This window comes from Comamonas sp. Z1 (assembly GCF_008121555.1).
Lineage (GTDB): Bacteria > Pseudomonadota > Gammaproteobacteria > Burkholderiales > Burkholderiaceae_C > Comamonas > Comamonas thiooxydans.
Map to the genome: position 1 here is coordinate 68,893 of NZ_VOQT01000013.1, position 23,449 is coordinate 92,341.

The window sequence follows — 23,449 nt, forward strand, 5'->3', positions numbered from 1 at the left end:
GTCTTGGCAGCTACTGAGAGTTACTGCAGCGCGGCTGGCTGCGAACGCCCGCCTGCATCATCGATGCCGATCAGCTGGACATTGGGCTTTTTCGCATCACCTACGCGGTTCAGCGTCAGGCGATCACCAGTTACCGCTTTCACCTCACCGTCTACCGTCCATTCATAGGACCTCATGCGGCCATCTTCATCTTTGCAGGATGCATAGAAGAGCCAGGAGCCTACTGTTTCTCGCTGTGTCAGCGTGCATGTTGGCAGAGTGTTTTCTTTCACACTGATCCGCACCTTTGCCTCAGCTTCCTCACCCATTTTGCTGCGGATGCTGAACGCTACATCGTGATTACCAGCATTAAGAGTGATTCGGCCATAGTGTCCCGCGACATCCAGCTTTTCACCATTCACGGTGAACGAGCGTGTGTCGATGCGGTCAAGCGGATGGCCACCAGTCACATATGGTCGTAGCAGGACATCCAAGGGGGCGCGGTTGATTGCGTTCGACCCAGAGTACTGAAGTTCCACCTTGTAGGGGGCAGACTCAGCGATTGCCAGATCTTGCTTGATCACAGTCTCATGGCCACGGGCATCTTTCACAACAACGCCAATTTCATACACACCGTCTTCAAGGATCTTGAAGGTGCGCTGTGTCGCCTTGCTAGAGTCCGTAATGACTGCCTTGGTAGGAAGAGACCAGCTATAGGTAGGCTCTTCAAGGTTGCCACTGAATGCGATAGGCCGGATCTTGACCGTCACCTCTGAAGGTGCAACCTTTGCGGTTCTCTTGATCTCCAAGCCAAAGGTTGGCCACACATACTCCCAAACCTTTGTCTTGAAAACGTAGGTGGACTCAGCCCCATCTTCACGGAAACCTTGTGCCCATGCCGTGTAGGTCACGTTAATCGTTTGCGATGCAAGATCTTCATCACTGGGGGTGTATTGGATGGATGTGCCCTTCTGAACAGTTCCATTCGGTAGAGTGAACTCGCCATCGAACGACAAATCCATGTCTCGATACGGAGGTGTCACCCGTGCAGCCAGTTCATAGGTCTTTCCCTTCTCGACCCGAATTGGGCCATCGACGTAGACGCGCGGCGGCTTCATCTTCAGGAATTCCACAGTTTTTCGAACAACGCTGTAGCCACTCATGTCCTCTGCAGGCGCTTCCTTAGAGCGCGCTCTGGCCACCAAACGCACTCGGGCCACTTCAGACTGTTTGATCTCGAACTCGGTCGATCCTTCATTGAAGGTTTCTCCGTTGTCTACAGACCATTCAACTACTGCATTACCTGTGTCCATTGGCTTCCCATTGAGCGTCAGGGCAGCTGTGACCTTGGCTGTACCTCCCACGTAGAAGGCTTGCGCACCTGTGAGCACAAGTTTCGGCTTGTCGTAAGCAATGACAACCACTGGCTCCGAATACTTGGACTTCAGCGAATTAGCATTGACCACCTTTGCGCGGACCTGATGTGTACCTTTGTCGAAGACATTCACAAACATGAAGCGTTGTGATTTGTTCTTGACATCGTGCGCCACCCAGCTCTTTCCACCATCTGAACTGACCTCCCAGACAACATCGCCAACAGCGCGCATATCTAAACGCTCATCGACGCTCAGCTTGAAGGTGTTCGTGAAAGGGGCTTCTCCAGACGTTCGACGGCTAGATATGGCTGATGTGATCTCTCCGCCTCGGGAAATGGTGACGAAGGCACCTTGAGGCGACTCTGCCACTCGCTTGTAGCCAGGTACAGGACTTTCCAGCTCAGCTTCGGCCACGAACCGCAGCGCCGTCGAATCTAAACTGCCAACATCGACATTGAATACAGCCTCGCCAGTTTCAGAGATTGCAACTGGTGCAGCAAGCTCTTCGCGCTTGTTGTACGTCATGACTCGCACCAACCTCACCTTCCACTTCCCCATTGTCTCGGGGGTATAGGTCGAAGAGGTTGAGCCTCGGTCACTCATCGTGACCACCACCTTCATGGGCGAGGTGTTTACAGCTGTGTCCGAATCCAGTTTGATGACCGGCTTCACACTTTCGCTGGGCGCGGCATAGACGCTATACACGACTTCCTGTTTCACACTAGGAAGTGCGGTAAAGGCCGCTGCAACCTTGTATTTCGTGACTTCCCACAGATTACGGGCATCCGCATTCAATCGTCGGAAGGTCGAATTGTTTGACAAGCCCATCGACTGCTCAATTTTTGCCTGTTCCAAGACTTCAGTACCACGCGCGATGGATAGGTCCAGAGCTGCACGTACTGACTTGATTTCGACATCACCGATGTAGCCGCCCGCCATCGGAACAACCAACACGTTTTCAGAATCTGGAACCAAGCTCTTGGAGTTGATAAGGATCTCGGGCTTAGGTGGGTTCACCGCCGTCAGGTTGATTGACTGCTCATTGAGCTTGATTTCAGCCCCAGTTTTGGTAAACAGACTCACGCGCCAGGAGATGGGGTGCACACCCTCAGACGAGACAACGCCACGAAGATAGGGCGTGTCAGACCGCTCATCTTGAACCAGCCCTGGTGGGGTCTTGATCCACTCAACAAAGCAATAATTGCTCGCTTGCTCAGATGATCGAGTGGCAGCATCTTGAATCGCCGCATCTCTGTTCATTGTGAGACTGCATTTGTAGCCATCTTGGATCTTCAGCCTTACACCGGCATCAGTAATTGAATGGACCACATTGGATATATCTTCAGTAGCAGCAAGTGATACAGATCCCAAAGCCGATACCGAGTTCACCGACGCTATACCACTCTGCACCTGATTCTTTTTCCCTTTGCTGTCGTACACATACAGCGCAAATGAAACACCTTCCCTACCGACTTGATTCATACGACCAACGAGGTCTACACCATTCGCCACATCTATCTGAATACTGTCACCAACAGGTTTTGAAAAGAAGTCCACGAGACAAATCGGCGCAAGAATATTGTTTGCTGCTTTGGCCTTCGACTCTTGCGTAGTCAGTTGGCATGTTGTTGATGTTTCCGGTCGAAGAGCGACAGTGTAATTCTCAATTCCCTGAACAATGCTGCGCGAGGGGAACGTGATGTCAATCTCTGGCTTCCACATCGTTACTTCACCAACAACGATTGGAGAATTAGGTGCAGAAGAAGAAACCAAGATATTCGCCACACCTTTTTTGAATTGAGCACCGGGCTTAATATCAAATGCAATCTTGCTTTCGTTAGCGCCAAAGTTGTAGTCTTTGATAACTGTTTTTGTTTCTCCAGGCAAAACTTCTACACCATTAACGCGCACGGGAGCCTCAGAGTCAGATCTAAGAGTCAAGAAAATATCATAGACACCAACAACGTTTGAGCCATCTTTCAAAGTAAATTTTTCCGTTTCCAGAATCCTTTTCCCACCTTCCAACAGGTAGTCGCCTTCAAATGCAGGAATGGAAATTTTGGAAGAATTTCCCTTTAGCGCGATCTGGTTCGGCTCATATTTGAAAGTGACACTTTTCTGGACCTGATTTCCTTGACTATCTTGAGCCTTGATGCTCAGAGTATATTTTTCATTCTCCTTCATGCTTGGAAACATCACTGGGTATTCCAGAGCATAATTTCCCGCAGAAAGTGAACGCACAGTCAAAAAAACGTTCTCATTGGACGCCCCGCCCTTCAGGTTTACCTCGGTTATCCTGGGTGTTTTGTCCAGTGCATCAATCAAGTTAATCTTGACATCATCAAGTGTCGAAATTGAGGTTCCGGCAACAATGTTCAGGACAGGCGGGGTAGAATCAATCGCATAAATACCATCAACACTTTTTTCGACAGAGTTTCCATAATTATCCAATGCTCTCAATGAAAAAGTGTATTCTCCATCAGGAAGAGACTTATATGAAATCGTGAGATTATGGTCGTTGCCTGCAGATGTTCTTCCACTGACTTCGGCAATTTCCGTCACCACTCCACTTTTATTATTTTTCGCATCGATATATCCCTTATTGAGTCCCATCCCATATGAGGTTGTGCCTGGCTCATTGACAGTAAAAACAAATTCCTTTGTTTCCCGGATATGAGATACAGATGTTATCGTCGGACTCTTCTTATCCCAGTAGAAAAACCGCCCATTTCCTGACAGTGAAAGCTGGCCGTCTGACGCTCTTTTAAATACGCCATTAAATGAGTATGCACCATGCGAATCTGAAGTGTTAAATGGAAAATCAACTTCCATTTCACACGAAACTTCACCAGCCGGAATTACACATGAAGGCTTCCCTTGCGTAACTTGGATGTCATAGCCTCTAGGTGCTTTGATATGAAATCGGAGGCGTGATACTTTGGTATCTGCAGGAACATTTTTATCTTTCGTGTAGAAAGTATTAGCGCCCCAACCAAATCCATCAATGTATGCCTCCGTGAACAGTGGCTCCGGTGCTGACTGCAATGGATCAATCTCAGCATTTGGAACCGACATCGACTTACATGCATGTGTGGACGTATTGGTCCACCTATGCGTTTCGTTAGGGAAGTTGCCGAGTTCATTTACAGGCCCATCCATCACCAGATAAGCATAGTCCCCATCAGCTGTCAATACGGTTTTTGCGACTCCCATATTCGCAAAGTATCCACCCCAAATCGGGTCAAAATCTCTCGATTGATTTTTTTTAACACGATACAATGCTTTAGCCGGATTGAACTTAACAACATTCTTTCCATTGCTTGGGCCAACAAATCCCTTCAACGCCGGAATACCAAGAAAGTTGCTTGTTGAATTGGGGTCATAAAGACCCATAAATTCCGGTATATCAGGACAGGCTGAATTTACATACAACTCTCTTTCCACTGCTGAAGTATTGCCAGCAATGTCATTAATGTTGAACTTGAGTCTATACTTTCCATTATCAACATTGAATGTATTTGCAAAGAAAGTTCTTTTTAAGTCTATAGAATTCGAATTCTCGGCATACTGAGCATCACCGGATTTGACAACAATGCCAGAATTTGATGTCAGAAGTTCATAATTAATTGCCTTGACAGAGTTGCTGTCATAAATATTGGATATGGAGACACTGGCTAAACCTGTCTGGTTATCTACTTTCGCAACGGCAATAAGACCATCGGCCATGATGCCGCCACCATAGGGGGACGTGATCGCAATTTCGCCTGCGGTCGGTGGTGTCGTGTCCACAATGACCTGATACCCATCAGTCTGAACCACCTGATTTGACGATGAAAGAAGCTCGGCCTTTACTGTGTACTTGCCTTCCCCTGGTAGCCTTAAAGTCATTACAAACCCGTAATAACTTTTGTTGTTCGCAACAACTCTGTCATTGGGTCCAACAACTGCGCTCGTTTGGGTCGCTATTTGTTTTCCAGTGGCATCAATGGCCGTCAATCTAATCTTCCGATCAATACCGGCACTGACAGTAACCGCTATATCACCGGATGGATTCAAGAAATCAATCGCTGAAGAAGTTTGAACAGTTTTTGTTTTCTTTAAAGTGTCCGTAAATTCATATTGGACAACTTCAGCATTGGCCCCATGTAGAAGGCCAGCTGCTGCAATCAGGAACAATGCACCTGACTTTCTGCGGAAATTCATACGCGTCTCCACGTAACTATGGGAGCTTTCAGTCTAAGATTCGCCCTTTGATTTCCTTGAACACCAAGTTGCCCTTCCTGGGCGGAAATGAAAAGGCCCGCAGCTCCAAGAGCGCGGGCCTTATTTAGTAGCTACAGATCCTTACTGCAGCGCAGCTGGCTGTGAGCGCCCGCCTGCATCATCGATACCGATCAGTTGAACATTGGGCTTCCTGGCATCACCGCTGCGGTTCAGCGTCAGGCGATCACCTGTAACCGCTTTCACCTCACCATCCACAGTCCATTCGTAGGTTTTCATGCGGCCATCCTCATCTTTGCAGGACGCATAGAAGAGCCAGGAGCCGACTGTCTCGCGGCTTGTCATGGTGCAGGTTGGAGGCTGGTTCTCCTTCACCGAGATATTGAGCTTGGCCGTGGCCTCGCTGCCCATCTGACTCACAACCTTGTACTGAATGTCATGCTCACCCGCCTGCAGGACAGTCCGGCCATAGAAGCCAGTGACGTTCAGCTTCTCACCGTTCACGAAGAACTCCCGAGTCAGGATGCGATCTTGCGGATGCCCACCGGTCACATAAGGACGCAGCAGAACGCTCAATGGTGCGCGATTGATCGGGTTCGAACCCGAGTACTTCACCTCTACGGAGTAAGGTGCAGCTTCACCGATCAGGATGGTTTCCTTCAGCTTTGCAACGTTACCTCGCGCATCACGGACAACCACACCGACATCAAATGCTCCCGTGGAATTGAGAACGAAGGTTCGCAGCGTGGGGAACTTGTCGTCGAGCACATTCGCGCTTGCTGGAATATTCCAGTCGTAGGTAGGAGATTCAAGGGTGCCCTCGAAAGCAATCGGACGCACTGTCAGCGTGATCTGCACTGGCGACACGTTTGCGCTCTTGCGGATCTGCAGACCGAAAGATGGGAACACATATTCCCAAACACGCGAACGCATCGAGTGAGTCCCTTCAGCCCCCTGGTTGCGGTAGCCATCAACCCAGGCGGTGTATTTTGTCTCGACTCGCTCTGCTGATAAGTCAGCTGCAGTGGGCGTATAGGTTGCCGACTCGCCGTTGACGATCTTGCCGTTCGGCAAGGTGAAGGCACCGGCCATCTTCACGTCCATCGAAGGGTACGGAGGTGTGATGCGCGCATTGAAGGTGTATGTCTTGCCCAATTCGATTCGTGAGGGACCAGTCACGTAAGGACGGGGCGGTTTCACTGGCAGAAAGTCAATGCTCTTGTTCACGACATCAAAAGCATATGCATCGCTGCCTGGTGCATCAATGGATCGAGCGCGAACGGATAGCTTGATTCGGGCTTCCTTGTCAGAGGTCAGCTGAAACGTGTCACTACCCTTTGCGTAGGTCTTGCCACCATCCTTAGACCACTCAATCACGACACGATCTTTGCTGATGTAGTCCTTACCAAATTTGAATTTGGCGCTCATCGTGGCCTTGGAGCCGATGAAGTGCTGCTGCGCGCCAGTCAGTTCAAGCTTGGGCTTGTCATAGGCGATCACATCCACGATTTCTGTGTACTTTTCCTTTGCAGAGTTGATGTTGGTGATCTTGGCCCGGACCTTGTACTCACCTTTCTCGAAGGTACGCATGAACATCATCTTGCGCTGTTCCGGCTGAACGATCTTCTCCCAGCTCGATCCCCTGTTGCTGCTGACTTCCCAGACGACAGCGCCGACCGCACGCATATCAAGAGCTTCATCCAGTGCCAACTTAAATGCTGTCACGAATGGAGCTTCGCCCGAAAGGCGTCGCCCTGTCACTGATGCCCCAATCGCATTACCTCGCAACACGGTAATGAATGTCGGCACTGTTGATTCTTCAGTTCGTTTGTAGCCTTCTATCGGAGATACAAGCACCGCCTCTGCGATGAAGCGCACCGATGCTGCATTCACATTGTCCAAACCAACATTAAACGTGGCCACGCCGTCAACGGTTTCCACATAGTCCGTCATTGGCTCTCGCTTGTTGTAGGTCATGAGCTTGACCAAACGGACCTTCCATTTGCCCATGTTTGCGTTATAGGCCTCTGCAGGCTTATATCGGTCACTCATCGTCACCTTCACCTTCATGGCTTCAGTGTCCACAGCCTGGTTCGAATTCACCGATACAACCGGCCTCATGCCAAGCGATGGGCCTGCCACGATGCGGTAGACCTTCTTTGTTTTCACTTCAGGCAACAACGTGTAGTTGACGTTGACGGTGTATGGTGTTTCCGTCCAAAGAGGCCGTTCGTCGGTATCAATACGGCGGTACAGCTGGCTCTTGTCAAATCGGCTTGGCTCAGCCACACCAGACTCAAGAACGTCAGTGCCTCGCATGATGCTCACATCCAGTTGAGATCTCTCAGATGTGATGGTCACGTCCCCCACATAGCCCCCCGTGTGAGGCACTACTAGCAGGCTATCGTTAACGATGTGCGGGGAGGTAATCTCTACCGTAGGAACAGAAGGATCAACGACCGTAATAGGCTGTGTTTGCTCATTCAGGATAATCTGTTGTCCCGACTTGCTGAACATCGAGATTTTCCACTTCAGCTCAGTCGCGCCCTTGTTCGGGATGTTGCCCTGCAGCAGGGGAACTTCGACTCTCTCAGCTTGGCTCAAGCCTACAGGCAGCTTTGTCCACTCCACCCAGCAGCTTGGGCTTGCTGCGATGTTCATCTTGGTGCTGGCATCGAGCGCGGCCTTCTCAGCGCCTTGCACGAAGAGACACACTGGACCTTCAACCTGCTTGACGCGAGTGTCAATTTCCTGAATCCGACGAGTCACCTTCGAGAGATCGGTGATCGTGGCTATTTTCACCGAACCCATTGGCGATGTGACGTTTAGCTTGCCACTGCCGTTACCAACGAGATACTTGGTGCCGTTGGAGGCATACATGTAAAGAGCAAACGTCATGTCGTTGCTCCCCAGCTTGGATGCCCTACCTTGCAGGTTGATGGTGCTCTTGTCTTTCTCAGTAGATTGGTAATCCCCCTCTGGAATCTTGTCCCAACCCAGCAAACACACTGGGGCTGTGATGGGATCAGCGGTCTTGGCACGGGATTCATCCGTACTCAGGGCACACCGGCTCCCATTAGCAGCGTCATTCACTGCATTCGTTGTGTACACATCAATGCCCTGGCGCACGGACGCAGATGTTCCTGTGAGCTTCCCAGCTGGCTTCCAGACGTTGATATTCGCAATGAGGACCGGGGAGTTCGGAGCTGAGGTTGTGACCAGCAAATTGGATGTGCCCGTTTGGCCATCCACTGCTGCAGACACGGACAGGCTGATCTTGCCACCTGTGCTGGCGAAGTCGTGGGCAGGCATCACGACAACAGTTTGGCCAGGTTCGACAACGAAACCGTTGACCTTCAGCGGTACTTTGGCATCCTTGCGCAGCGTGGCCATGATGTCATATCGGCCCGACACAACCGTACCATCGCGCATTGTCACGGGATTGGAGTCGATCACCTCCTTGCCGCTGGCACGCCTGAACTCCGCTGCCAAGGCAGGGATCGACAATATGCCACTCGCGTCTGGCGACATCGTTATTTGGCGAGGTGTGTAGTCGAAGCCGAAGCTCGCTTCTCCTATATTTCCCTGATCGTCTACGCCTTGAACTGTGAGCGTGTAGCTTTCACCTTGTTCAAGACTCGGGAACATGATTGGATACTCCAAACCATAGTAATTCAGTCCCAGTGAGCGTGCCGTTAGATAAACCGTATCTTTTGTAGGTCCGCCCTCAAGCTTGATGCTTGTGACTCGCGGCTTCGCCGTAGTTTCATCATTCACAGTGAAGGTAATATCATCAAGACTTGTCACACCGCTCCCTGATGAAATGATCTTAATCACTGGCTTGGTTGTGTCGTTCGCAATGGTGAATAATTTTGGAGATGGAGCTGCAGTATTTCCCCAGTTATCCGTTGCCCACGCGTAAACATCATACTGGCCAGGGGGTAGACCTTTATAGCTTGTCGTAAATGTATACTTGTTATTTCCAGAAACGACAGATTCATGATTGAAAATAGTTTCTTTTCCAGACTTATCGACAAATCTGAGGCCTGAATGCGGAAGATTTACAGTTCCCCAAAGACTACCTGAATTTCCTTCGAAGAATTCAACAGATACTTTCTTCTCAAAACTATCATGACTGACGAACCTCTGAAATATCGGATCTTCGCCATCATAGGCAAGGGTTATATACCCCGCAGGCACCACCATTCCAGGCATATCTAACCGACTAACATTACTCAGATACTGATACATCACAACTTCGCCTGTGACGTTCCAAGGCGTATTCGTATTGATATAGCAAGACTTCTGATTCGCGGGGACATCACAGGTCTGCTGAGCGACCATCACCCTTTGTACATATGGCCGTGGTTCAACCTCAACTGCGATACCAGTCATCTTGGTATCTCTGGGAATCGTCCTTCCTGGAATATCTTTGAATCCGACTTGGATACGACCATAACCAGCGATGTCAAACTCTTGCTTGATTTTATTATGAGGTGGAGTCGTTGAAGCTGTGAAATTAGCCTGAGGAAGTCTTACATCATCACAAACCCAGAACCCGTCACTGTTCCACCGCAAAAAATCCCCAAATTGTTTATCTGGATTAATAACACCGTCAATCTTGTAGTAAACATAGTTGCTATCACTATGAATAACAGAATGACTAATAACCCCACCAGCATCGGCTACAAAATATCCGCCATAGGGTTGTGTTTCTGTGGCAGCTTTGCTTTGGCTTCTTGGAGATCGATAGATGAAGCTACCTGGGTTCTGAGGAAGATTAAAACTTCCAGTAATCTCTCTATATCCCTTTAATTGCTGAACACCATACAGGTTTCCGCCATATGCTGGATCGTAGTATCCAACCGGAATTGGAGTTGCAGGGCAAATGCTATCATTATGAAAGATCATCGAAGATGATGAACTATTGCCTGCTTTGTCCGTCACAAAGAATGTAATCTTATTCTTTGAGTTTGCCCCCAACGAGTTGAATGCTTTGTCGAACAGATCATTGACATTAGCCCCACCGATGATTGCCTCTTTCAAGCTTTCGTTGTAACCAACATCACCAGTGTTCGTGATCAGGCCGGTTTTCGGCCCATTAATAACTTCAGTTTTGAAGTTGATAGACGATATCCCACTTGAATCTTGGACATCTTTAATACCAATATTTCTCGCTTCGGTTGTACCGAATTTAGGTATCCCATCACCCTGTATTCCACCGCCATAGGGTACGCTCCAGAACCACTCACCTGTTCTTGGTGGTGTCCTGTCAACAATAAATTCGGTTTGTGTTGTCTGGACGATTTTGTTCGCTGATGACAGAGTGTCTTGACGGGCTATAAAGGTTCCTTCTGAGGGAGAGTTGAATCTCAGAATAGCACCGTAGTAAGATTTTGAATCTACAACAATCTTGCTGTTGAAACCTAACAACTCGCTTGTTTTGCTTTCGACTTCAGCGCCTGTATCTTTTCGAAGAATGGTGATTTTCACCTTTCGATCTGTACCAGCGCTGGCATAAATATCGAGAAAACTATCAGGATTGATGTACCTGTCTTCAGCCAGTACCTCTCGCACTTGGCCACTCGCTTGACTGAATTTGTATTGCAGCACATCAGCGTGCACGGAACCTGCCGCGCCCGCAATAAGGGCTGCGGTAGCGTACAGGACCACCTTTTTTACGCTTTTCATGGAGTTCTCCACGGACTTATAGATGGTGTCAAGGCTAAACACGCATCTTCAATAGTCGGCCCGTGGTGTGGCCCATATTGGTCAGCTAGTTCTTTTGTGCTGGACCAATGCGTTCAAAAAAACGCTCTTATGGAAAGAGCGTCGTCGATCTCATGTCAATCGAAAGGTAGAGACTGGTGCAGCTTAACCGGGTTCACTATCCTTTGGTAGCGGTTGCTGTTGCTGCTGTTGCTGCTGTTGCTGCTGTTGCTGCTGTTGCTGCTGTTGCTGCTGTTGCTGCTGTTGCTGTTGCTGTTGCTGTTGCTGCCTACGTTCTGCGGCTTCAAGATCTCGCTTCTTATCAGCCTCATTCGCACGCGCTCTTTCAAGCCGCTCTTCTGCCATAGCTTCTTGCCTAACACTGCCATCGCGTCGATTGCAAAAGCTCTGCATCTCGGAAATGCACTCAGCTCTGGCAGCTTCATATGCCGCCCTGGCCTGATCTACATCTTTACTCATGGTGTTGTCCTCCTTGCTTGTTCGGTGGACGGGTCACTCTACAGAATCAGGTGCGATAACGCTGGGCTATACGGAAAACGCAATGCACTTGTAGGCCTTTGCAGGGCAATCCCCCATCAGAGTTTTCGCATGCGAAAAAGAGGTCATTCGCAGTGCGGGCTTCGCTCTCCAGATGCACTCAGGCTGCGCCTTCAATGTCTCCTGGGCTTCGGAGACGGTGAATCTACCCTGGCCAGGATGACCTTCTGATTCACTTCTATAACGAACATCAAGAGTGCAATGCATCCGACCAGCAGAAATGCATGCAACACAGGGACACCACCCGGCATGTCCTGTGCCACCAACTCAAGGGTTCCCCAGATCTGCTGCCACATCAGAAATGTATTCCTACTATCTGAACAATGTCTTGTAAGGATCAACTCCCGTAAGCAAGCGCGCGATCCATCTACTCTTCAAGCCAACACGCACTGGTCTGGTGAGTCACTGTTTCTCCATCGAAAGCTGCCGTAACCTCGGCCTCACAATACCCACCCACTTCAACTGTCACGCCACACATTGCAGCCGCATGAGCTTCGCAGTAGTTCGGGAAGACTGCGACATCTACGCGTCCAGTGCGGCTATTGAAGCTCACGCGACACGGGCCTTCGTACTCTTCTGCAACATCCGACCAAGCGACACCACCGACCCACGTCTCGCCACTTCCGGCAATTACGCGTCTGGACGCTTGAGGCATGGTGTTATTCCTCTCTCAATCTTCTGCTGGCAACACACAGCCAGCTTTGACGCATGCAGGGCACAGTGCCCGTCCGCTCTGTAGTTCCAGCTTCCAACCAGCTCGCCTTGCAATTGCTCTCGCTTTCGCGCCGCTTTCCTCATGCACATAAGTTGCTCTGCCTGGGCCGGGGAACTCGTCACTCCCCATGTGCTCCCAGCGCTCCTGCCGTGTGCCCTCTTCCATCTGGTTATCGCAGTACAGATCAAGGGCAAAGCCTCCAACAATCATTTCGTGCTCCCTTGATCAAGGCTTGAGACAGTGGGCACTGATTGCCTTCTCACGCTCAATGCCGCGAATCAGCTTTTCCAAATCCGCAATTCGGTCAAAAATTTCTTCGGCGCAGGCCTGCGGACAGACAGGACTGATTGCAAAGCTGTGAAGCCGCTCAATTGTGCTGGTCAAGACGTTCAGTCGTTCAGTTGTCAGGAGAATTTCACCGCCGTTGGATCTCGAAACACCCAACGTTGTCGGCTGAATCTTCCCTGCCAGCTCTTCTTTGGGTGTGGGTAAAGTGTGGTTGAACCAATCTTCATGAAGCCCAAGGTCCTGAGCCAGCTTGCGTGCAGCAACCTCACCAAAAGGGTGAGCTGAACTGGTCATCTGGGATACGCGAGCCTTGCTGATGCCGGTGGATCGTACAAATTCAGCCGCCCGCCCGTAATCATGGTCGATAAGGTAATTCAAGCGGGTTTTACGATGTGCATCATTCATGGGCTATCTCTCTAATTCTCTGGATCAAACAGAAGTTCATTTCCTAGTCCCAGAACAATGCGGCGGCAAACGCCCCCAAACAAGTCAGGCCCATTCCTAAACCGAACCAAATCTTGTACCAATCAGAAAGCAGTAGTTCATCTGACACAAAGCCCGTAACAACAACACACACGCCGAAAAGAGCTGTAGCTATACCGATTGACTTGATTCGTGCCTTACGTTGCCCCGCTGGGCTTTCCTTTTCAGCGCGAATTGCTGCATCCATTTCATCAGCGATTGCTTGAATCTCTGGATTATGAAATTTGGCACTTTGCCATTCTTTGGCTGTGGCATACGCCCATGAAATCAGTGCCAAGCCAACTCCTACGCAAAGCAAAAACGGCCCAAGACCAAAGTTCCAAAGTGCGGTCTGAACGACAAATTCGCCATCTTTATCAAGAGTCGGCATGTTCAGGCCTGTGCAGCCCAAAAGAACAAGCAGAACGCCCAACACAAAACGGCCTCCTGATACGCGAAGAATCCAAGCCCATATACTCATGACGGATTCCCTTGGTCAGCTCTGGGGCTGGCCATCTGCTCGCCACACGGTCAGCATGTGCTCAAACCAGCCTGGATCGAGGCTATTCACTGCGTACGGAATCGAATCATCTGGGCAAAGCTCGCGCATCCGGCCTGATGCCAGGGCAACATAGCGGCGCTCACCACCAGACAGCACGCCAGTGCGGTCATAGTTGCCAGCCCATGCTTCACGGGCAATTTCGTCCAAGTGCTCAAGTTGAGTCATTATTCTTTCCATGGTGTCAGATTGAATTAGCTAATTTAGCCAGGACGGCGCGGGCGTTAGCTTTAGCTTTAGCTTTTTGAATGCCGTCATGCATTCCACGTGAATCATCTTCAAGCATTCCAACGTCTTGCAGAGCTTTTAGCGCTTTGTACATTTCTTCGGCTGCGGCGATCTGGTGAGCTTCTTCGCTTGTGCAGTTCAAAAGCATAGGCCTGCTCAGACCTATTAAATGGTGGTACGTAGGCCCCATTCCCTGCGCGGGGCTGACGCTCCATGTAATGTGCTCGCCGTGGCCTTTCAGCCAGCTTTGGCACTCTTCATAGCTGCCGGTAAAGCTGGTGCTAAAAATCCAAGCGGTGAATTTACCGTTATGGTTGTCTTCAAGTCGAACGGGCTTCATGGCCGATTTCCTTTATTGCGCATGTTCAAAAATCCCTGTCTTGCAAGCTCTGCACAAATCACCGGCAGATGCACCATTTGTGCGTGTCTTGCAGACTGGGCAAACCACATGCGAGAGCATGCTGAAGAATTTGTCGTTGTGACGACCGCCAACAGGCATTTCGGAGCAACCCTTCATTGCTGCTTCTCCCACGGTGTTCCCGAAGTGCTCGAAGCGCACACTGCGTATCTGCTGACGCTGCTTTTTCGCCAGATAAAGTTCAGCTTTGTCGGATTCCCCGGTTGCATCCATGAAGCCCGCAAGGTACTGCTCACCCCACAGAAGCGACATTCGTGCCGTCTCACGCTGCTCGGCGGTGAAGGTTGAAGGCTTCACACCCCGAATAGCACGCATATCCACGCACGCCTTATGGGCTGCATCGGCGTCCGGCCCTGATGTGTGGGCATCGGCCATGGCTTCCCGATCCAAGATCGCAAAGGGAATTGCCAACTTGAGAGCTGTGCCCAGGTACATGTCTTTCCTTGTTCAAGCTGCACTGCCAAGGCCTTTCCCTTGGCACTGGAGCCTGGGCGCGGCCCGGAGGCCTGCGCTGGTTTCCTTGACTCATTCAAGAGTGTCAATCGTGGCCTGGAACGCAGGATCAATCGCATCAATCACCACTGCGGTGACAGCTACGCCGTCCCAGCGCCCGAGATTCCAAGCAGCTTTTTTCACTCGTTCTGCAATGCCAGGGTCTGTGAAAACACCCAACACCTGAGCGCCTTCACGAATTCCGCCAGCTACAACATGCAAAGTCGCCATGGTTGCTTTCAGCTCATCACAGGGGACGCCCTCAAGGCGGTCTGCGAGATAGACCAACGACTCTTTTTCCATACCCGTGCTCATCCGCTGTCCTATCTGGATTTATGTGGGTGTAGTTCCCAAAATGTGTTCACATCAATGAGCTGTGATTGCATCTTGTAGTGGGCTTCCAAAGGCTTTCTGATCCGCTCAATGAACACATCTTGAGTACCCTTCTGACCATGGCAAATGTCCCAGCCACAGTCGAAATTCAAAGCCCCATCAAGACCGTACAGATCACAGTTCGCAAGCGCAGCGATTGCGTCAAGCCCCTTGTCGGTATGGTGTCCGTATGGGACGCTTAGAAACCCTGTTCCACGGCGCTTGGGTACAAGCACATGCAGCCCTTCAGCTACCCAGCAAAACAGCAACTTGGGTTCGGCGCTCGCGGCTGGCATGGGTTTCCTTGATGTTTTACGCCGCAGAGGCCTGTGCCAAGCGAGCCAGTACAGCATCGACATCAGCCCATGTGAAGCCGGTGCAGATTGCGTACTCAAGGTGCCCCAGGTTCTCGCCTACCCGTGCGATAACACCAGCGTCCAGCAGCGCACCTTCCTGCGCCCCCGAAAGCTCTTGTGATTGATCGGCGTGATAGATAGTGGATTTCAGCATTGCGGGATTTCCTCGCTCAATTTGATGGCAGGGCCGTTGCCGGGGAAAGGCCAAGAGTTTTTGCTTGCTGCTGCAGCAAGGTTTGCTGTTCTTTAGCAGCTTTCTGGTTCATGCGTTCCTGCTTACATGCTTGGGTGAAGTCGTCGGCATCTTCCCGTGTCAAAGGCCGTTGGAGCATCGCAAAACGACCATTCGCCTTTTCGCGTTCGCATGTGCTCAGGGACTTCAGCTCTAAATCCGAAAGCGGCTTCTGGCTCGTATCAAAAACGCCTTTCCACCACAATAAATACACGAGGCATATGCCAATCGCTGCGAAGAAAAAAAATTTGGCTAAGGCCTCTGGACTAGCTTTTTCTGGATTGAAGACAGCAAACATGGCTTTCCTTGATGTGTCGTTCTACAAAAATTCTTCAATTCTGCGGAACTCAGTTGGCCCGCTTGCAGTTCTTGCAATCCATGCACGCTGCAATCTAAAAGTGAGCACTCGGCCAGCCATTTCCGCTTCCAATGCGCTCACTTGCTGCGCAAACTGGGGCGCATATTCCTCACGGTCAATTGCTTGTGAAATGTGATTCCAGACTGCCTGAAACAGCGCGTGCTCTGCTTCAGGCTTTTCGAGCGCAGCAGAACTTGATGCCATGACTTTGCGCACCAGTTCAGCGGCGGCTTTCGGCTCATCGCTGGGAATTGCTTCTAGGCGCTCAGCGAGATAAGCCAACGACTCATTTTCCATACCCGTGCTCATGTGGTTTCCTTCATCAATCAGTCGTTAAACGGGCATCACCCCAAATACACACACTAGCTAGGACTAATGCAATTGCACCAAAACCTAACATCCATGAATTTAGATGCCATCCTGCGACACCTAGCAGCACGCCAAAAATAAGTAGTACACACGCAAAAAACTGCTCAACAACTCTGCTAGCTGGCATAACGCCCCTTCCCTGAGTAATCAGCAATCCGCATTTGCTTCAAGCTTTGCAATGTCCTTGGCATCCTGGCAGACAGCTTGCGCATTCATACCGCGTGCCTGTGCCCACTTGCTGAGCTGAGCCCACGCCGAACGAGAAACACGGCGAGCATGGCCAGGGTGGCTGCTGTTCACTCGGTCGATGTATCGCTGCTGGGCTTGGGTCAATGTCATGGCGGGTTTCCTTTCAGCCCTCGGATGGCTCAAAAGTGATTTGCGCTGGCGGCAACTTGTCGTCATAGACCACGAACAAATCAACGTCCTGCAGTCGATACTGCCCCCCTGGGCCTCCCTGTACGCAGTATTCCCCTGCCCCGGTAACGCAGACAGGGAAAAGTGCCCCAGCTTCGCCCTGGTCGTGGTACTTTGATGACAGTCGAATCCGTGCCATCAAACGCTGGCCGTTTTCTGTGAGGGCCGCGTCACGCGCTTTGAGCGCATCGAACTTTTGGCGCAGTTCTTCACGATCCAGCTTGCGAATGGGGGCAGGCTTCTGTTCGGCAGTAGTCATGGTGGTTTTCCTTGGCCGTAGCTCAGCGTGTTGAGCGAATGAACTTACGGCCCTGCTTAAACCAATTCACTGCCTCTGCTGTGTTGCCTATGTCTAGCGCGGCCATCACATGAGCGAGCGCGCCTACAGCTTCTTCTTTGGTGATTTCTCCTGCCTTGTAATCGTCGAGTACGTAACCTAAGAATGCATCCATGTTCTTGTGGTCGCTTGTACTCAAATTTGCTTTCCCGTTGCTCATTGCTTTCTCCGTCGTTTTGTTGGAGTTGGGAAGTCTACCCCCCATTGGGGGGTGTTTCAAGCGTTTTATCTGTTCTCTAAGCCTATGGTTTTCAACGATGAGCCTGACGAAATGCTCAGCCATCCCTGGCATCTCCCGAAAACTCTTGGACTCGCTAGGAGCAAGCCATTTCTCGAAGGTTGACCAGGGGACTCCCATGTGGTCAGCCAGTGCTTTTTGCGACCAACCCAAAAGTGCTGCCGCCTCCCGTAGGTATTGCTGCTGCATATTCACACTGCCCCCGCAACGATTTCGCCTAGGTCAACTGGGTCAGCTTCTACTAGGCGCTTCACTGTCGTCACGCTCTTTACACCCAGGATTTCGGCAAGGTGCCGGTAGTCGTAGCCCAAGCGACGCAGTTTTGTCGCAAACGTGCGGCGGGCAGACTGGGCAGACCCACCCTCTATGCCTGCATTTGCGTGGAGCCTGCTGATGTACGCGGTCAGCGCATTGCATGAATAGCTCAAAGCACCTGAAACAAGCACTTTTTCTGTGAGTCCATATGCAGCCCCCGCTTCAGTCAAAAAAACAGCGCTTGAGGGGTCTAAGCCACGGTAAGCACCATGTTTGACCGTAACACCATGCTTGTGCTTCACGCGCCAGGCCAGGTACTCATCAAGCGCAGTGCTGACCCGCTTGTTTGTCCAATACAGAGGACGCGGCACGCCGTTGTGCGCGATTTCAGCGCGCACTCGGCTTTTCTCATGAATTTCGCCAGTTGGCATGAGGTAGTCGGCTACTGTCAGGCATGCCAGTTCAGTCACAGCCAAGGCGGTGCCATAGAGCGTCAGCAGAAGCGCTTTGTCGCGCTCGGGCACGCGGCTGTATGCAGCTGTTGCCTTCAGCATGTGCTCGAATTGTCGGTCTGAAATAACCTGTGGTTTTGCCATCTAGTAATTCATCAGAAGTGCGAATTACCGTGATGCTATCTGAGCTTTGTGCTTAAAGCCACCTATGGTGTCGCGGCAATCCTCGCTATCAAGGAAACTGAAAAGCCAGACTGATAATGGAAGGATGCCCCTTATTGCACATGTTGCCGACACTGGCCTAGAGGTCGAGTCCTTCACCACACCTTCTGAGATATGGGCGAAGTGGCGCAAGCTCCCAATTGGTTCCTTTGTCATTGGCCGAAATCGCACACCAGCTGTGCTCAAGCGCAGCCCTCGCGGGCTTCAATTCTTCGCTGCTGCACCAGGTTTTGGTGGCACAACAGCCCCTGAATCTGTTACCCACCAGCTCGCAAAGATCAAATTGGCGCTGGGTATTCGTGCAGCTGGCTACGACGCCAAAGTTGAACATTCAGGTTCGTCGCCTTTTGGTGAAGAATGGCAGGCGGACGTTCTCGTGAATTCTGAAGCTGGGCCGATCGCTATCGAGGTCCAACTATCCCAGCAGCACTGGGATGACTATCGACGCAGGACGGAGCGATACAAAGCCAGTGGTGTATCGGTCGTGTGGCTGGTACGTGGCACGCATTTGAATGCTCTATCCAACAGCACTATGCTTCATTTCCAATCTCAAGGCTTGACGCAGAAGGAATCAATGAACCGGGCCATGGAGGACATGCCCTGCATCCCCCTCGTCGAAGCTACAGAGAATGAAGTTGGCCAGCAGGTTCTCATCTACCCCTCAGACAAGTCGGCTCCTTACATGAGGGTGACTTTGGAGGTCTTCGGTGCAGGTGTCGCAGCTGGTGCCTTGAACTTATGTGAGGGCAGCTATTTGGACGGCTCAGAACCACGGCCAAGCTGGATGTGGGACTGTACTAAGTGGCCGCAACAGTAACCAGTGTTGCTTTTCTCCGGGCAGGCCCGTATCTTTCCGTGATCGGCCTGTTAGCAAGGAATGTTGGCCCAATGCGGCGGCATGTATAAAACGCAGCGCTATACGTAGTAGCAGGCAACGGTGCTTGCAACAAACTACGGAGCTTCCATTGCGCAAATTTACTCTCATTCACCTGCTGCTTGCCCTCGCCCTATTTCTTATGAGCACTCCAGCGCTTTAGGCCAACGCTACGCGGAAAGTTGACCATCTCTGCTAACCGCGACTGCCGTTCAGATCAAATCCAAAAAGCCGCGCACCATCCTCGGAGAACTGGGGATGGACGCAAACGTCTGGTGCGTCATCCAAAACCTCAGATAACAAGATGCGAGCAATGCCCATACCTTGGCTTGATGGTTTCACGTAAACGGCGTGTATGGCCTTCCTGCACTGGGTCTTGAACCCTTTTCGAACCCCATGAACTTCATGTGCGACCTTCAGCTGAACCACGCCAAGGATGGGTGAGTTGAACTCATCACGGTATAGATATCGCATTGAATAGCTCACTTGAGCTGGATCACCAGGCCAAGCACCTGGCTTTACGTGGTGATGACCACAAGTTACGTCCACCTGAGCAGAACGCATCTGGACTCCGTTGACTGGTGCGATCTGCACTTTGCGCCAGTCGATTTCCTCATCTCCATATTCATCAGGCTCACGAAGCATTTCAGCAAACTCGTATGGCCCGCCGAGATAGAACTTTCCTTCAAGCGCAGACGGGATGCGCGATACGGTGAGGCGGTCAAGTGGTGTCACAAGCTTCATGCAGTGATTTTCCGAGCGAAACCATCTTTCCACAGTCGATCAGTGCCACGAGCACGAGGCTACTGGCCTGCAGCCATCAGTCGGGCAAGATCGTTCTGGAGACACATTTGCAGCCTTCGTCGAACCCTGGCCACGTTGCAACACCGTCAACCACCATCCCTTTGGCTATATCAAAGGTCTTACCGTCTAGGGCGCTGTGAGCGGCATCACGCTTGATGTCTGCTTTACTTGGATTCGTTGGGTCATGCATGCAGGGAGCTTTTGCATAAATCCACTTCGCTTCACTCATCCCAAGAGTCAAGCGATGCTCCACGGTCATGATTACATCAGCTCTGTTCACTAGCAGCCGTGTGATGCGATGCGCACAGTTCTTCGGCATCCCATCGATAGTCATTAGCCCTGAAGAGAGATGAGCCATGTCTCGGCCCCTGTTCAATGCTTCCAGGGCGGTAGCGAGAACCTTTGCTTCGTTCTTTTTGCCAATTTCGGCAAACGATGCGATGTCCTTCTTCAACTGAGCCTTGACTGCCGGGGTCAGTCTTGACTTGTCAACCTTGACTGTGGGCATCTGGTTCGGCAGCTCCTCGGCGGATGCCTGCTCATCAGTGCTGACCAACTTGGTGAAGAACTTCTTTAGCCCGAACATTCCTGTCTCCTTTTTCAGGCCTGGATCACGGCATGGGTTGCTTCCCAACTTCTTTCCGTCGTTGGCCTGGTGTGCCAGCAAATTTCAATGCAATTCAATGCTGCAACTGACTAAACTCTTATGCTCAAACCTTCACATTTACCGGAATAGAAATGGCGATTTTTCGAGAAAGAGACGGCGACGGAGTTATCACAACAACGTCCATAGGTGAAGACACTTTCATCCTCAAAGGCTCCGGTTCGATCCTAGCTCAAGGGGCTGCAGAAATTTTCGCTAAGAGACACGGGCTGGAGCGTGACCCCAAGACGTTCTCCTTCAGAATTCCGAATCGGGTTCTCCATGGCCGAGTCTTGGTTGACTTGAGTGCTAACAAGTATTTTCAGAAAGTCTGACCCCTTCCGGTGCCTCTCTCAGCAAGCCTCCGTAGGAAGGTTGATCAAGCGCCCGTCAAAGGGGGCAGAGAGTTCCCGGAAACAAACTTGCAGCATTGATAGGTTTTCATCTTCATCAGATCCTTCGCGGCCCCTGCACCCGAAAACTCTTCAATGGCTTCAACTCCTCAGCAGTGGACTGTCCAGCTTGCCCAGACGCATGCTCCCTACTCTCAGATCTTCCTGCAGCGCACCCTCCCGAACCATTCGTGGTATTCCGTTGTCGTTGTTGACGTAGCGAAGTTCATGGCTTGCGTGCGCAACGGCAATCAGTTGCGGATTCCAGACATCCAGTTATGGAGCGACGAAAAACGTGAAGGCTTGTGTTCTCATTTGGACCCAGGCGGGGTCGGTGTACCTGTAATGCCGAGATCATCCATTGAAGAGGTTCAAGTCAAGCGCTGGTTTGGATTGATGCCACCAAGAATTCATGCGGTCGTCTCATTCACCAATGGACGACACAGATCAGCTTACATGGAGTTCGCTGGCGCTAAACAAATGCCTGTTGAAGTACTCACCGATCAGGTAGATCTTTTTGTTAAGTACTGCACCTGACTTCAGATGCTGTCTTTTCATGAAGTGCTCGCACTAAAAAGCAGGGGTAGATTTTTTGCATAGATAACGCCAAGTTCCATACTTTGGCGGAGTCCCTCCATGCTTGTCTTTCCATAAAGCTATTGCTTCGTCCGAAAGGATAAATGTATGGATCATTTCACCCGTGGTCCTGTTTATTTCAAGAACTTGGCTAGGACTTACGGCTTTGACATGAAGGCTATTAATTTCAATATTTGCTCCACCAAACTGAGTCGTTCCATCTGTGTTTTCAATCCTATTAACAGCCTCTTTTAAAACGTAAGTAATACGCCTTGGCTTATCAATTAGTAGCGCTGCTACTCCATTACCAGTGACTATGTTCATTGCGTGTTCTTCAGCAGTTTTTGGCTGCTTTTTGTATAGCGTGTAGCCACCAAAACTTGGCTCTGCTACTTTTTCGCACACGATCGGAACACTATCAGCTGGGCTTGCGCCTGCACTAACGGCGAACAAGACCCCCGTGATGGCATAAAGTACATTTTTCATACACCCTCCCATTAGGAATCAAGCTGTATGAACTCATTCTAGAGGACTCGCCCAATCTAGGTTAGATTGCTCCTTTCAGGGAGGCACTATGAACCATGATTTGTTGGATGATTCGGCTTGGCGCGGGCCATTGCTGCTTGCAATGCAGCGGGCAATATTGACCGAATTTACTGCAGCCGATTGGCGTGAGATTGGCTATGAGACGGGGTTTCAGGACTACATCACCAAGCATCCGCGCCTTCTGCGTAGTCTGTCCTGGAATGATGCTGACTACAGCAATCATGTATTTGCGGTGCTTGAGCATTTCTCACGGCAGGACATTCAAGCCTTGGTTGCGGTTATCCAACATCCAAAAATTCGTCCCCACCTGGAGCGAGATCAACCGGGAAAGCTGATCTCGATGGGCTACCAAGCAGGGCATGTTCCCCCCGTGGCGCAACATATTTCTGCATCAGAGGCTGTTCGTCTTGCTTTGGCCGATGCGGATAATTTGCTTGCAACCTCTGGGGCACCTAGCACTATTGACCGTCTCCATACCGCTATGCATGGATACCTAAAAACCATGTGCCAAGAAAGCGGAATCGAACTCCCAGACGGTGCAACCTTGACCGTGGCCTACAAGGCATTGCGTGCGCAACATCCTGCGCTGCAATCACTCGGGAATCACGATGGTGATATAGGGAAAATTTTGGCCCCCTTCGCAGCCGTTCTCGATGCCATCAATACCCTGCGTAACCACGGCAGCATCGCTCACCCCAACGAGAGCATTGTCGGTACGCCGGAGGCTGCTTTGGTCGTTAACGCCGTCCGAACGATGTTTCACTACCTGAACCAGAAGCTTAGGCCATCGAGTTGAAGCGTTCTTTGCGTAAGTGTCCTGCCATGCGAGGAAGCTTGAAATCCAGGCCAGTAGCGCTATGGTTAGAAATCCGAGGATAATCCGGGTCAGCGGTTCTGGCAGGAACCCGCCTCTCGACACTGCAAAGCCACCCAGCACTGCCCTCAAGTCCGCAGGCACTTTCGTGTTTGAAGAACGGTGGTCGAGAGACGATTCTTTCCCT

The 23,449-nt window shown here is 50.8% G+C and carries 23 protein-coding genes; 3 read left to right on the top strand and 20 right to left on the bottom strand.

Annotated elements, in window-relative coordinates; translation table 11 throughout:
* Positions 1–20 precede the first annotated feature (20 nt).
* The 17 genes from FSY45_RS20020 to FSY45_RS20100 form a co-directional block, all read right to left on the bottom strand.
* Complete coding sequence (locus FSY45_RS20020; protein ID WP_148748291.1) at positions 21–5,558, bottom strand: Ig-like domain-containing protein; 5,538 nt, start codon at positions 5,556–5,558, stop codon at positions 21–23.
* A 141-nt stretch (positions 5,559–5,699) separates the two neighbouring features.
* Positions 5,700–11,267, bottom strand: a complete 5,568-nt coding sequence (locus FSY45_RS20025; RefSeq protein WP_148748292.1) for an Ig-like domain-containing protein — start codon at positions 11,265–11,267, stop codon at positions 5,700–5,702.
* Positions 11,268–11,450: 183 nt separating this feature from the next.
* Positions 11,451–11,765: a hypothetical protein gene (locus tag FSY45_RS20030; protein WP_148748293.1), complete on the bottom strand. Its 315-nt coding sequence runs from the start codon at positions 11,763–11,765 to the stop codon at positions 11,451–11,453.
* A gap of 1,018 nt (positions 11,766–12,783) precedes the next feature.
* A complete protein-coding gene (locus FSY45_RS20035) occupies positions 12,784–13,251 on the bottom strand; it encodes a hypothetical protein (RefSeq protein WP_148748294.1) in 468 nt (155 codons plus the stop codon).
* A gap of 43 nt (positions 13,252–13,294) precedes the next feature.
* Positions 13,295–13,789, bottom strand: a complete 495-nt coding sequence (locus FSY45_RS20040) for a hypothetical protein (protein WP_148748295.1) — start codon at positions 13,787–13,789, stop codon at positions 13,295–13,297.
* 15 nt (positions 13,790–13,804) lie between these two features.
* The gene (locus tag FSY45_RS20045) at positions 13,805–14,035 is read right to left on the bottom strand and encodes a hypothetical protein (protein ID WP_148748296.1); all 231 of its coding nucleotides are present in this window, start codon (positions 14,033–14,035) and stop codon (positions 13,805–13,807) included.
* A 16-nt stretch (positions 14,036–14,051) separates the two neighbouring features.
* Positions 14,052–14,435, bottom strand: coding sequence for a hypothetical protein (locus FSY45_RS20050; protein ID WP_148748297.1), 384 nt, complete (start codon positions 14,433–14,435; stop codon positions 14,052–14,054).
* A 12-nt stretch (positions 14,436–14,447) separates the two neighbouring features.
* Entirely contained in the window at positions 14,448–14,948 is a 501-nt protein-coding gene (locus tag FSY45_RS20055) for a hypothetical protein (RefSeq protein WP_148748298.1), read from the bottom strand.
* Positions 14,949–15,038: 90 nt separating this feature from the next.
* A complete protein-coding gene (locus tag FSY45_RS20060; protein WP_148748299.1) occupies positions 15,039–15,308 on the bottom strand; it encodes a hypothetical protein in 270 nt (89 codons plus the stop codon).
* A 20-nt stretch (positions 15,309–15,328) separates the two neighbouring features.
* Positions 15,329–15,673 carry a hypothetical protein gene (locus FSY45_RS20065; RefSeq protein WP_148748300.1) on the bottom strand — a complete coding sequence of 115 codons (345 nt, stop codon included), beginning with the start codon at positions 15,671–15,673 and terminating at the stop codon, positions 15,329–15,331.
* Between the two features lie 16 nt (positions 15,674–15,689).
* Positions 15,690–15,887 carry a hypothetical protein gene (locus FSY45_RS20070; RefSeq protein ID WP_148748301.1) on the bottom strand — a complete coding sequence of 66 codons (198 nt, stop codon included), beginning with the start codon at positions 15,885–15,887 and terminating at the stop codon, positions 15,690–15,692.
* 16 nt (positions 15,888–15,903) lie between these two features.
* Entirely contained in the window at positions 15,904–16,263 is a 360-nt protein-coding gene (locus tag FSY45_RS20075; protein ID WP_148748302.1) for a hypothetical protein, read from the bottom strand.
* A 21-nt stretch (positions 16,264–16,284) separates the two neighbouring features.
* Positions 16,285–16,632, bottom strand: coding sequence for a hypothetical protein (locus FSY45_RS20080; RefSeq protein ID WP_148748303.1), 348 nt, complete (start codon positions 16,630–16,632; stop codon positions 16,285–16,287).
* Positions 16,633–16,839: 207 nt separating this feature from the next.
* Positions 16,840–17,031 (bottom strand): hypothetical protein, encoded by a 192-nt coding sequence (locus FSY45_RS20085; RefSeq protein WP_148748304.1) that lies wholly within the window; start codon positions 17,029–17,031, stop codon positions 16,840–16,842.
* Positions 17,032–17,044: 13 nt separating this feature from the next.
* Positions 17,045–17,368 carry a hypothetical protein gene (locus FSY45_RS28330; RefSeq protein WP_255443394.1) on the bottom strand — a complete coding sequence of 108 codons (324 nt, stop codon included), beginning with the start codon at positions 17,366–17,368 and terminating at the stop codon, positions 17,045–17,047.
* Between the two features lie 22 nt (positions 17,369–17,390).
* Positions 17,391–17,873, bottom strand: coding sequence for a hypothetical protein (locus tag FSY45_RS28075; RefSeq protein ID WP_222864874.1), 483 nt, complete (start codon positions 17,871–17,873; stop codon positions 17,391–17,393).
* A 2-nt stretch (positions 17,874–17,875) separates the two neighbouring features.
* On the bottom strand, positions 17,876–18,535 hold the full coding sequence (locus FSY45_RS20100) for a site-specific integrase (RefSeq protein ID WP_148748305.1): 660 nt from the start codon (positions 18,533–18,535) through the stop codon (positions 17,876–17,878).
* A 124-nt stretch (positions 18,536–18,659) separates the two neighbouring features.
* On the opposite strand from FSY45_RS20100, the gene FSY45_RS20105 reads away from it, so the two are divergent.
* Positions 18,660–19,430, top strand: a complete 771-nt coding sequence (locus tag FSY45_RS20105) for a competence protein CoiA family protein (protein ID WP_187427584.1) — start codon at positions 18,660–18,662, stop codon at positions 19,428–19,430.
* A 252-nt stretch (positions 19,431–19,682) separates the two neighbouring features.
* Here FSY45_RS20105 and FSY45_RS20110 read toward each other — a convergent pair whose 3' ends face one another.
* Positions 19,683–20,231, bottom strand: a complete 549-nt coding sequence (locus tag FSY45_RS20110) for a GNAT family N-acetyltransferase (RefSeq protein ID WP_148748307.1) — start codon at positions 20,229–20,231, stop codon at positions 19,683–19,685.
* A gap of 76 nt (positions 20,232–20,307) precedes the next feature.
* Entirely contained in the window at positions 20,308–20,877 is a 570-nt protein-coding gene (locus FSY45_RS20115; RefSeq protein ID WP_148748308.1) for a hypothetical protein, read from the bottom strand.
* Positions 20,878–21,422: 545 nt separating this feature from the next.
* Between FSY45_RS20115 and FSY45_RS20120 the strand changes: the two genes are divergently transcribed.
* Entirely contained in the window at positions 21,423–21,863 is a 441-nt protein-coding gene (locus tag FSY45_RS20120; RefSeq protein WP_148748309.1) for a hypothetical protein, read from the top strand.
* A 33-nt stretch (positions 21,864–21,896) separates the two neighbouring features.
* On the opposite strand, the gene FSY45_RS20125 is transcribed toward FSY45_RS20120, so the two are convergent.
* Positions 21,897–22,388 (bottom strand): hypothetical protein, encoded by a 492-nt coding sequence (locus FSY45_RS20125; RefSeq protein ID WP_148748310.1) that lies wholly within the window; start codon positions 22,386–22,388, stop codon positions 21,897–21,899.
* Between the two features lie 88 nt (positions 22,389–22,476).
* Here FSY45_RS20125 and FSY45_RS20130 point away from each other — a divergent pair, with 88 nt between their 5' ends.
* A complete protein-coding gene (locus FSY45_RS20130; protein WP_187427585.1) occupies positions 22,477–23,244 on the top strand; it encodes an abortive infection family protein in 768 nt (255 codons plus the stop codon).
* The last annotated feature ends 205 nt before the right edge of the window (positions 23,245–23,449 follow it).

Coding starts and splice junctions, on each gene's coding strand:
- FSY45_RS20120 (WP_148748309.1), top strand. CDS start 21,423: ATGGCTTCAACTCCTCAGCAGTGGACTGTCCAGCTTGCCCAGACGCAT.
- FSY45_RS20070 (WP_148748301.1), bottom strand. CDS start 15,887: ATGCTGAAATCCACTATCTATCACGCCGATCAATCACAAGAGCTTTCG.
- FSY45_RS20065 (WP_148748300.1), bottom strand. CDS start 15,673: ATGCCAGCCGCGAGCGCCGAACCCAAGTTGCTGTTTTGCTGGGTAGCT.
- FSY45_RS20060 (WP_148748299.1), bottom strand. CDS start 15,308: ATGGAAAAAGAGTCGTTGGTCTATCTCGCAGACCGCCTTGAGGGCGTC.
- FSY45_RS20080 (WP_148748303.1), bottom strand. CDS start 16,632: ATGAGCACGGGTATGGAAAATGAGTCGTTGGCTTATCTCGCTGAGCGC.
- FSY45_RS20055 (WP_148748298.1), bottom strand. CDS start 14,948: ATGTACCTGGGCACAGCTCTCAAGTTGGCAATTCCCTTTGCGATCTTG.
- FSY45_RS20050 (WP_148748297.1), bottom strand. CDS start 14,435: ATGAAGCCCGTTCGACTTGAAGACAACCATAACGGTAAATTCACCGCT.
- FSY45_RS20110 (WP_148748307.1), bottom strand. CDS start 20,231: ATGAAGCTTGTGACACCACTTGACCGCCTCACCGTATCGCGCATCCCG.
- FSY45_RS20030 (WP_148748293.1), bottom strand. CDS start 11,765: ATGAGTAAAGATGTAGATCAGGCCAGGGCGGCATATGAAGCTGCCAGA.
- FSY45_RS20035 (WP_148748294.1), bottom strand. CDS start 13,251: ATGAATGATGCACATCGTAAAACCCGCTTGAATTACCTTATCGACCAT.
- FSY45_RS28330 (WP_255443394.1), bottom strand. CDS start 17,368: ATGACTACTGCCGAACAGAAGCCTGCCCCCATTCGCAAGCTGGATCGT.
- FSY45_RS28075 (WP_222864874.1), bottom strand. CDS start 17,873: ATGCAGCAGCAATACCTACGGGAGGCGGCAGCACTTTTGGGTTGGTCG.
- FSY45_RS20025 (WP_148748292.1), bottom strand. CDS start 11,267: ATGAAAAGCGTAAAAAAGGTGGTCCTGTACGCTACCGCAGCCCTTATT.
- FSY45_RS20075 (WP_148748302.1), bottom strand. CDS start 16,263: ATGTTTGCTGTCTTCAATCCAGAAAAAGCTAGTCCAGAGGCCTTAGCC.
- FSY45_RS20125 (WP_148748310.1), bottom strand. CDS start 22,388: ATGAAAAATGTACTTTATGCCATCACGGGGGTCTTGTTCGCCGTTAGT.
- FSY45_RS20085 (WP_148748304.1), bottom strand. CDS start 17,031: ATGACATTGACCCAAGCCCAGCAGCGATACATCGACCGAGTGAACAGC.
- FSY45_RS20130 (WP_187427585.1), top strand. CDS start 22,477: ATGAACCATGATTTGTTGGATGATTCGGCTTGGCGCGGGCCATTGCTG.
- FSY45_RS20115 (WP_148748308.1), bottom strand. CDS start 20,877: ATGTTCGGGCTAAAGAAGTTCTTCACCAAGTTGGTCAGCACTGATGAG.
- FSY45_RS20045 (WP_148748296.1), bottom strand. CDS start 14,035: ATGACTCAACTTGAGCACTTGGACGAAATTGCCCGTGAAGCATGGGCT.
- FSY45_RS20105 (WP_187427584.1), top strand. CDS start 18,660: ATGCCCCTTATTGCACATGTTGCCGACACTGGCCTAGAGGTCGAGTCC.
- FSY45_RS20040 (WP_148748295.1), bottom strand. CDS start 13,789: ATGAGTATATGGGCTTGGATTCTTCGCGTATCAGGAGGCCGTTTTGTG.
- FSY45_RS20100 (WP_148748305.1), bottom strand. CDS start 18,535: ATGGCAAAACCACAGGTTATTTCAGACCGACAATTCGAGCACATGCTG.
- FSY45_RS20020 (WP_148748291.1), bottom strand. CDS start 5,558: ATGAATTTCCGCAGAAAGTCAGGTGCATTGTTCCTGATTGCAGCAGCT.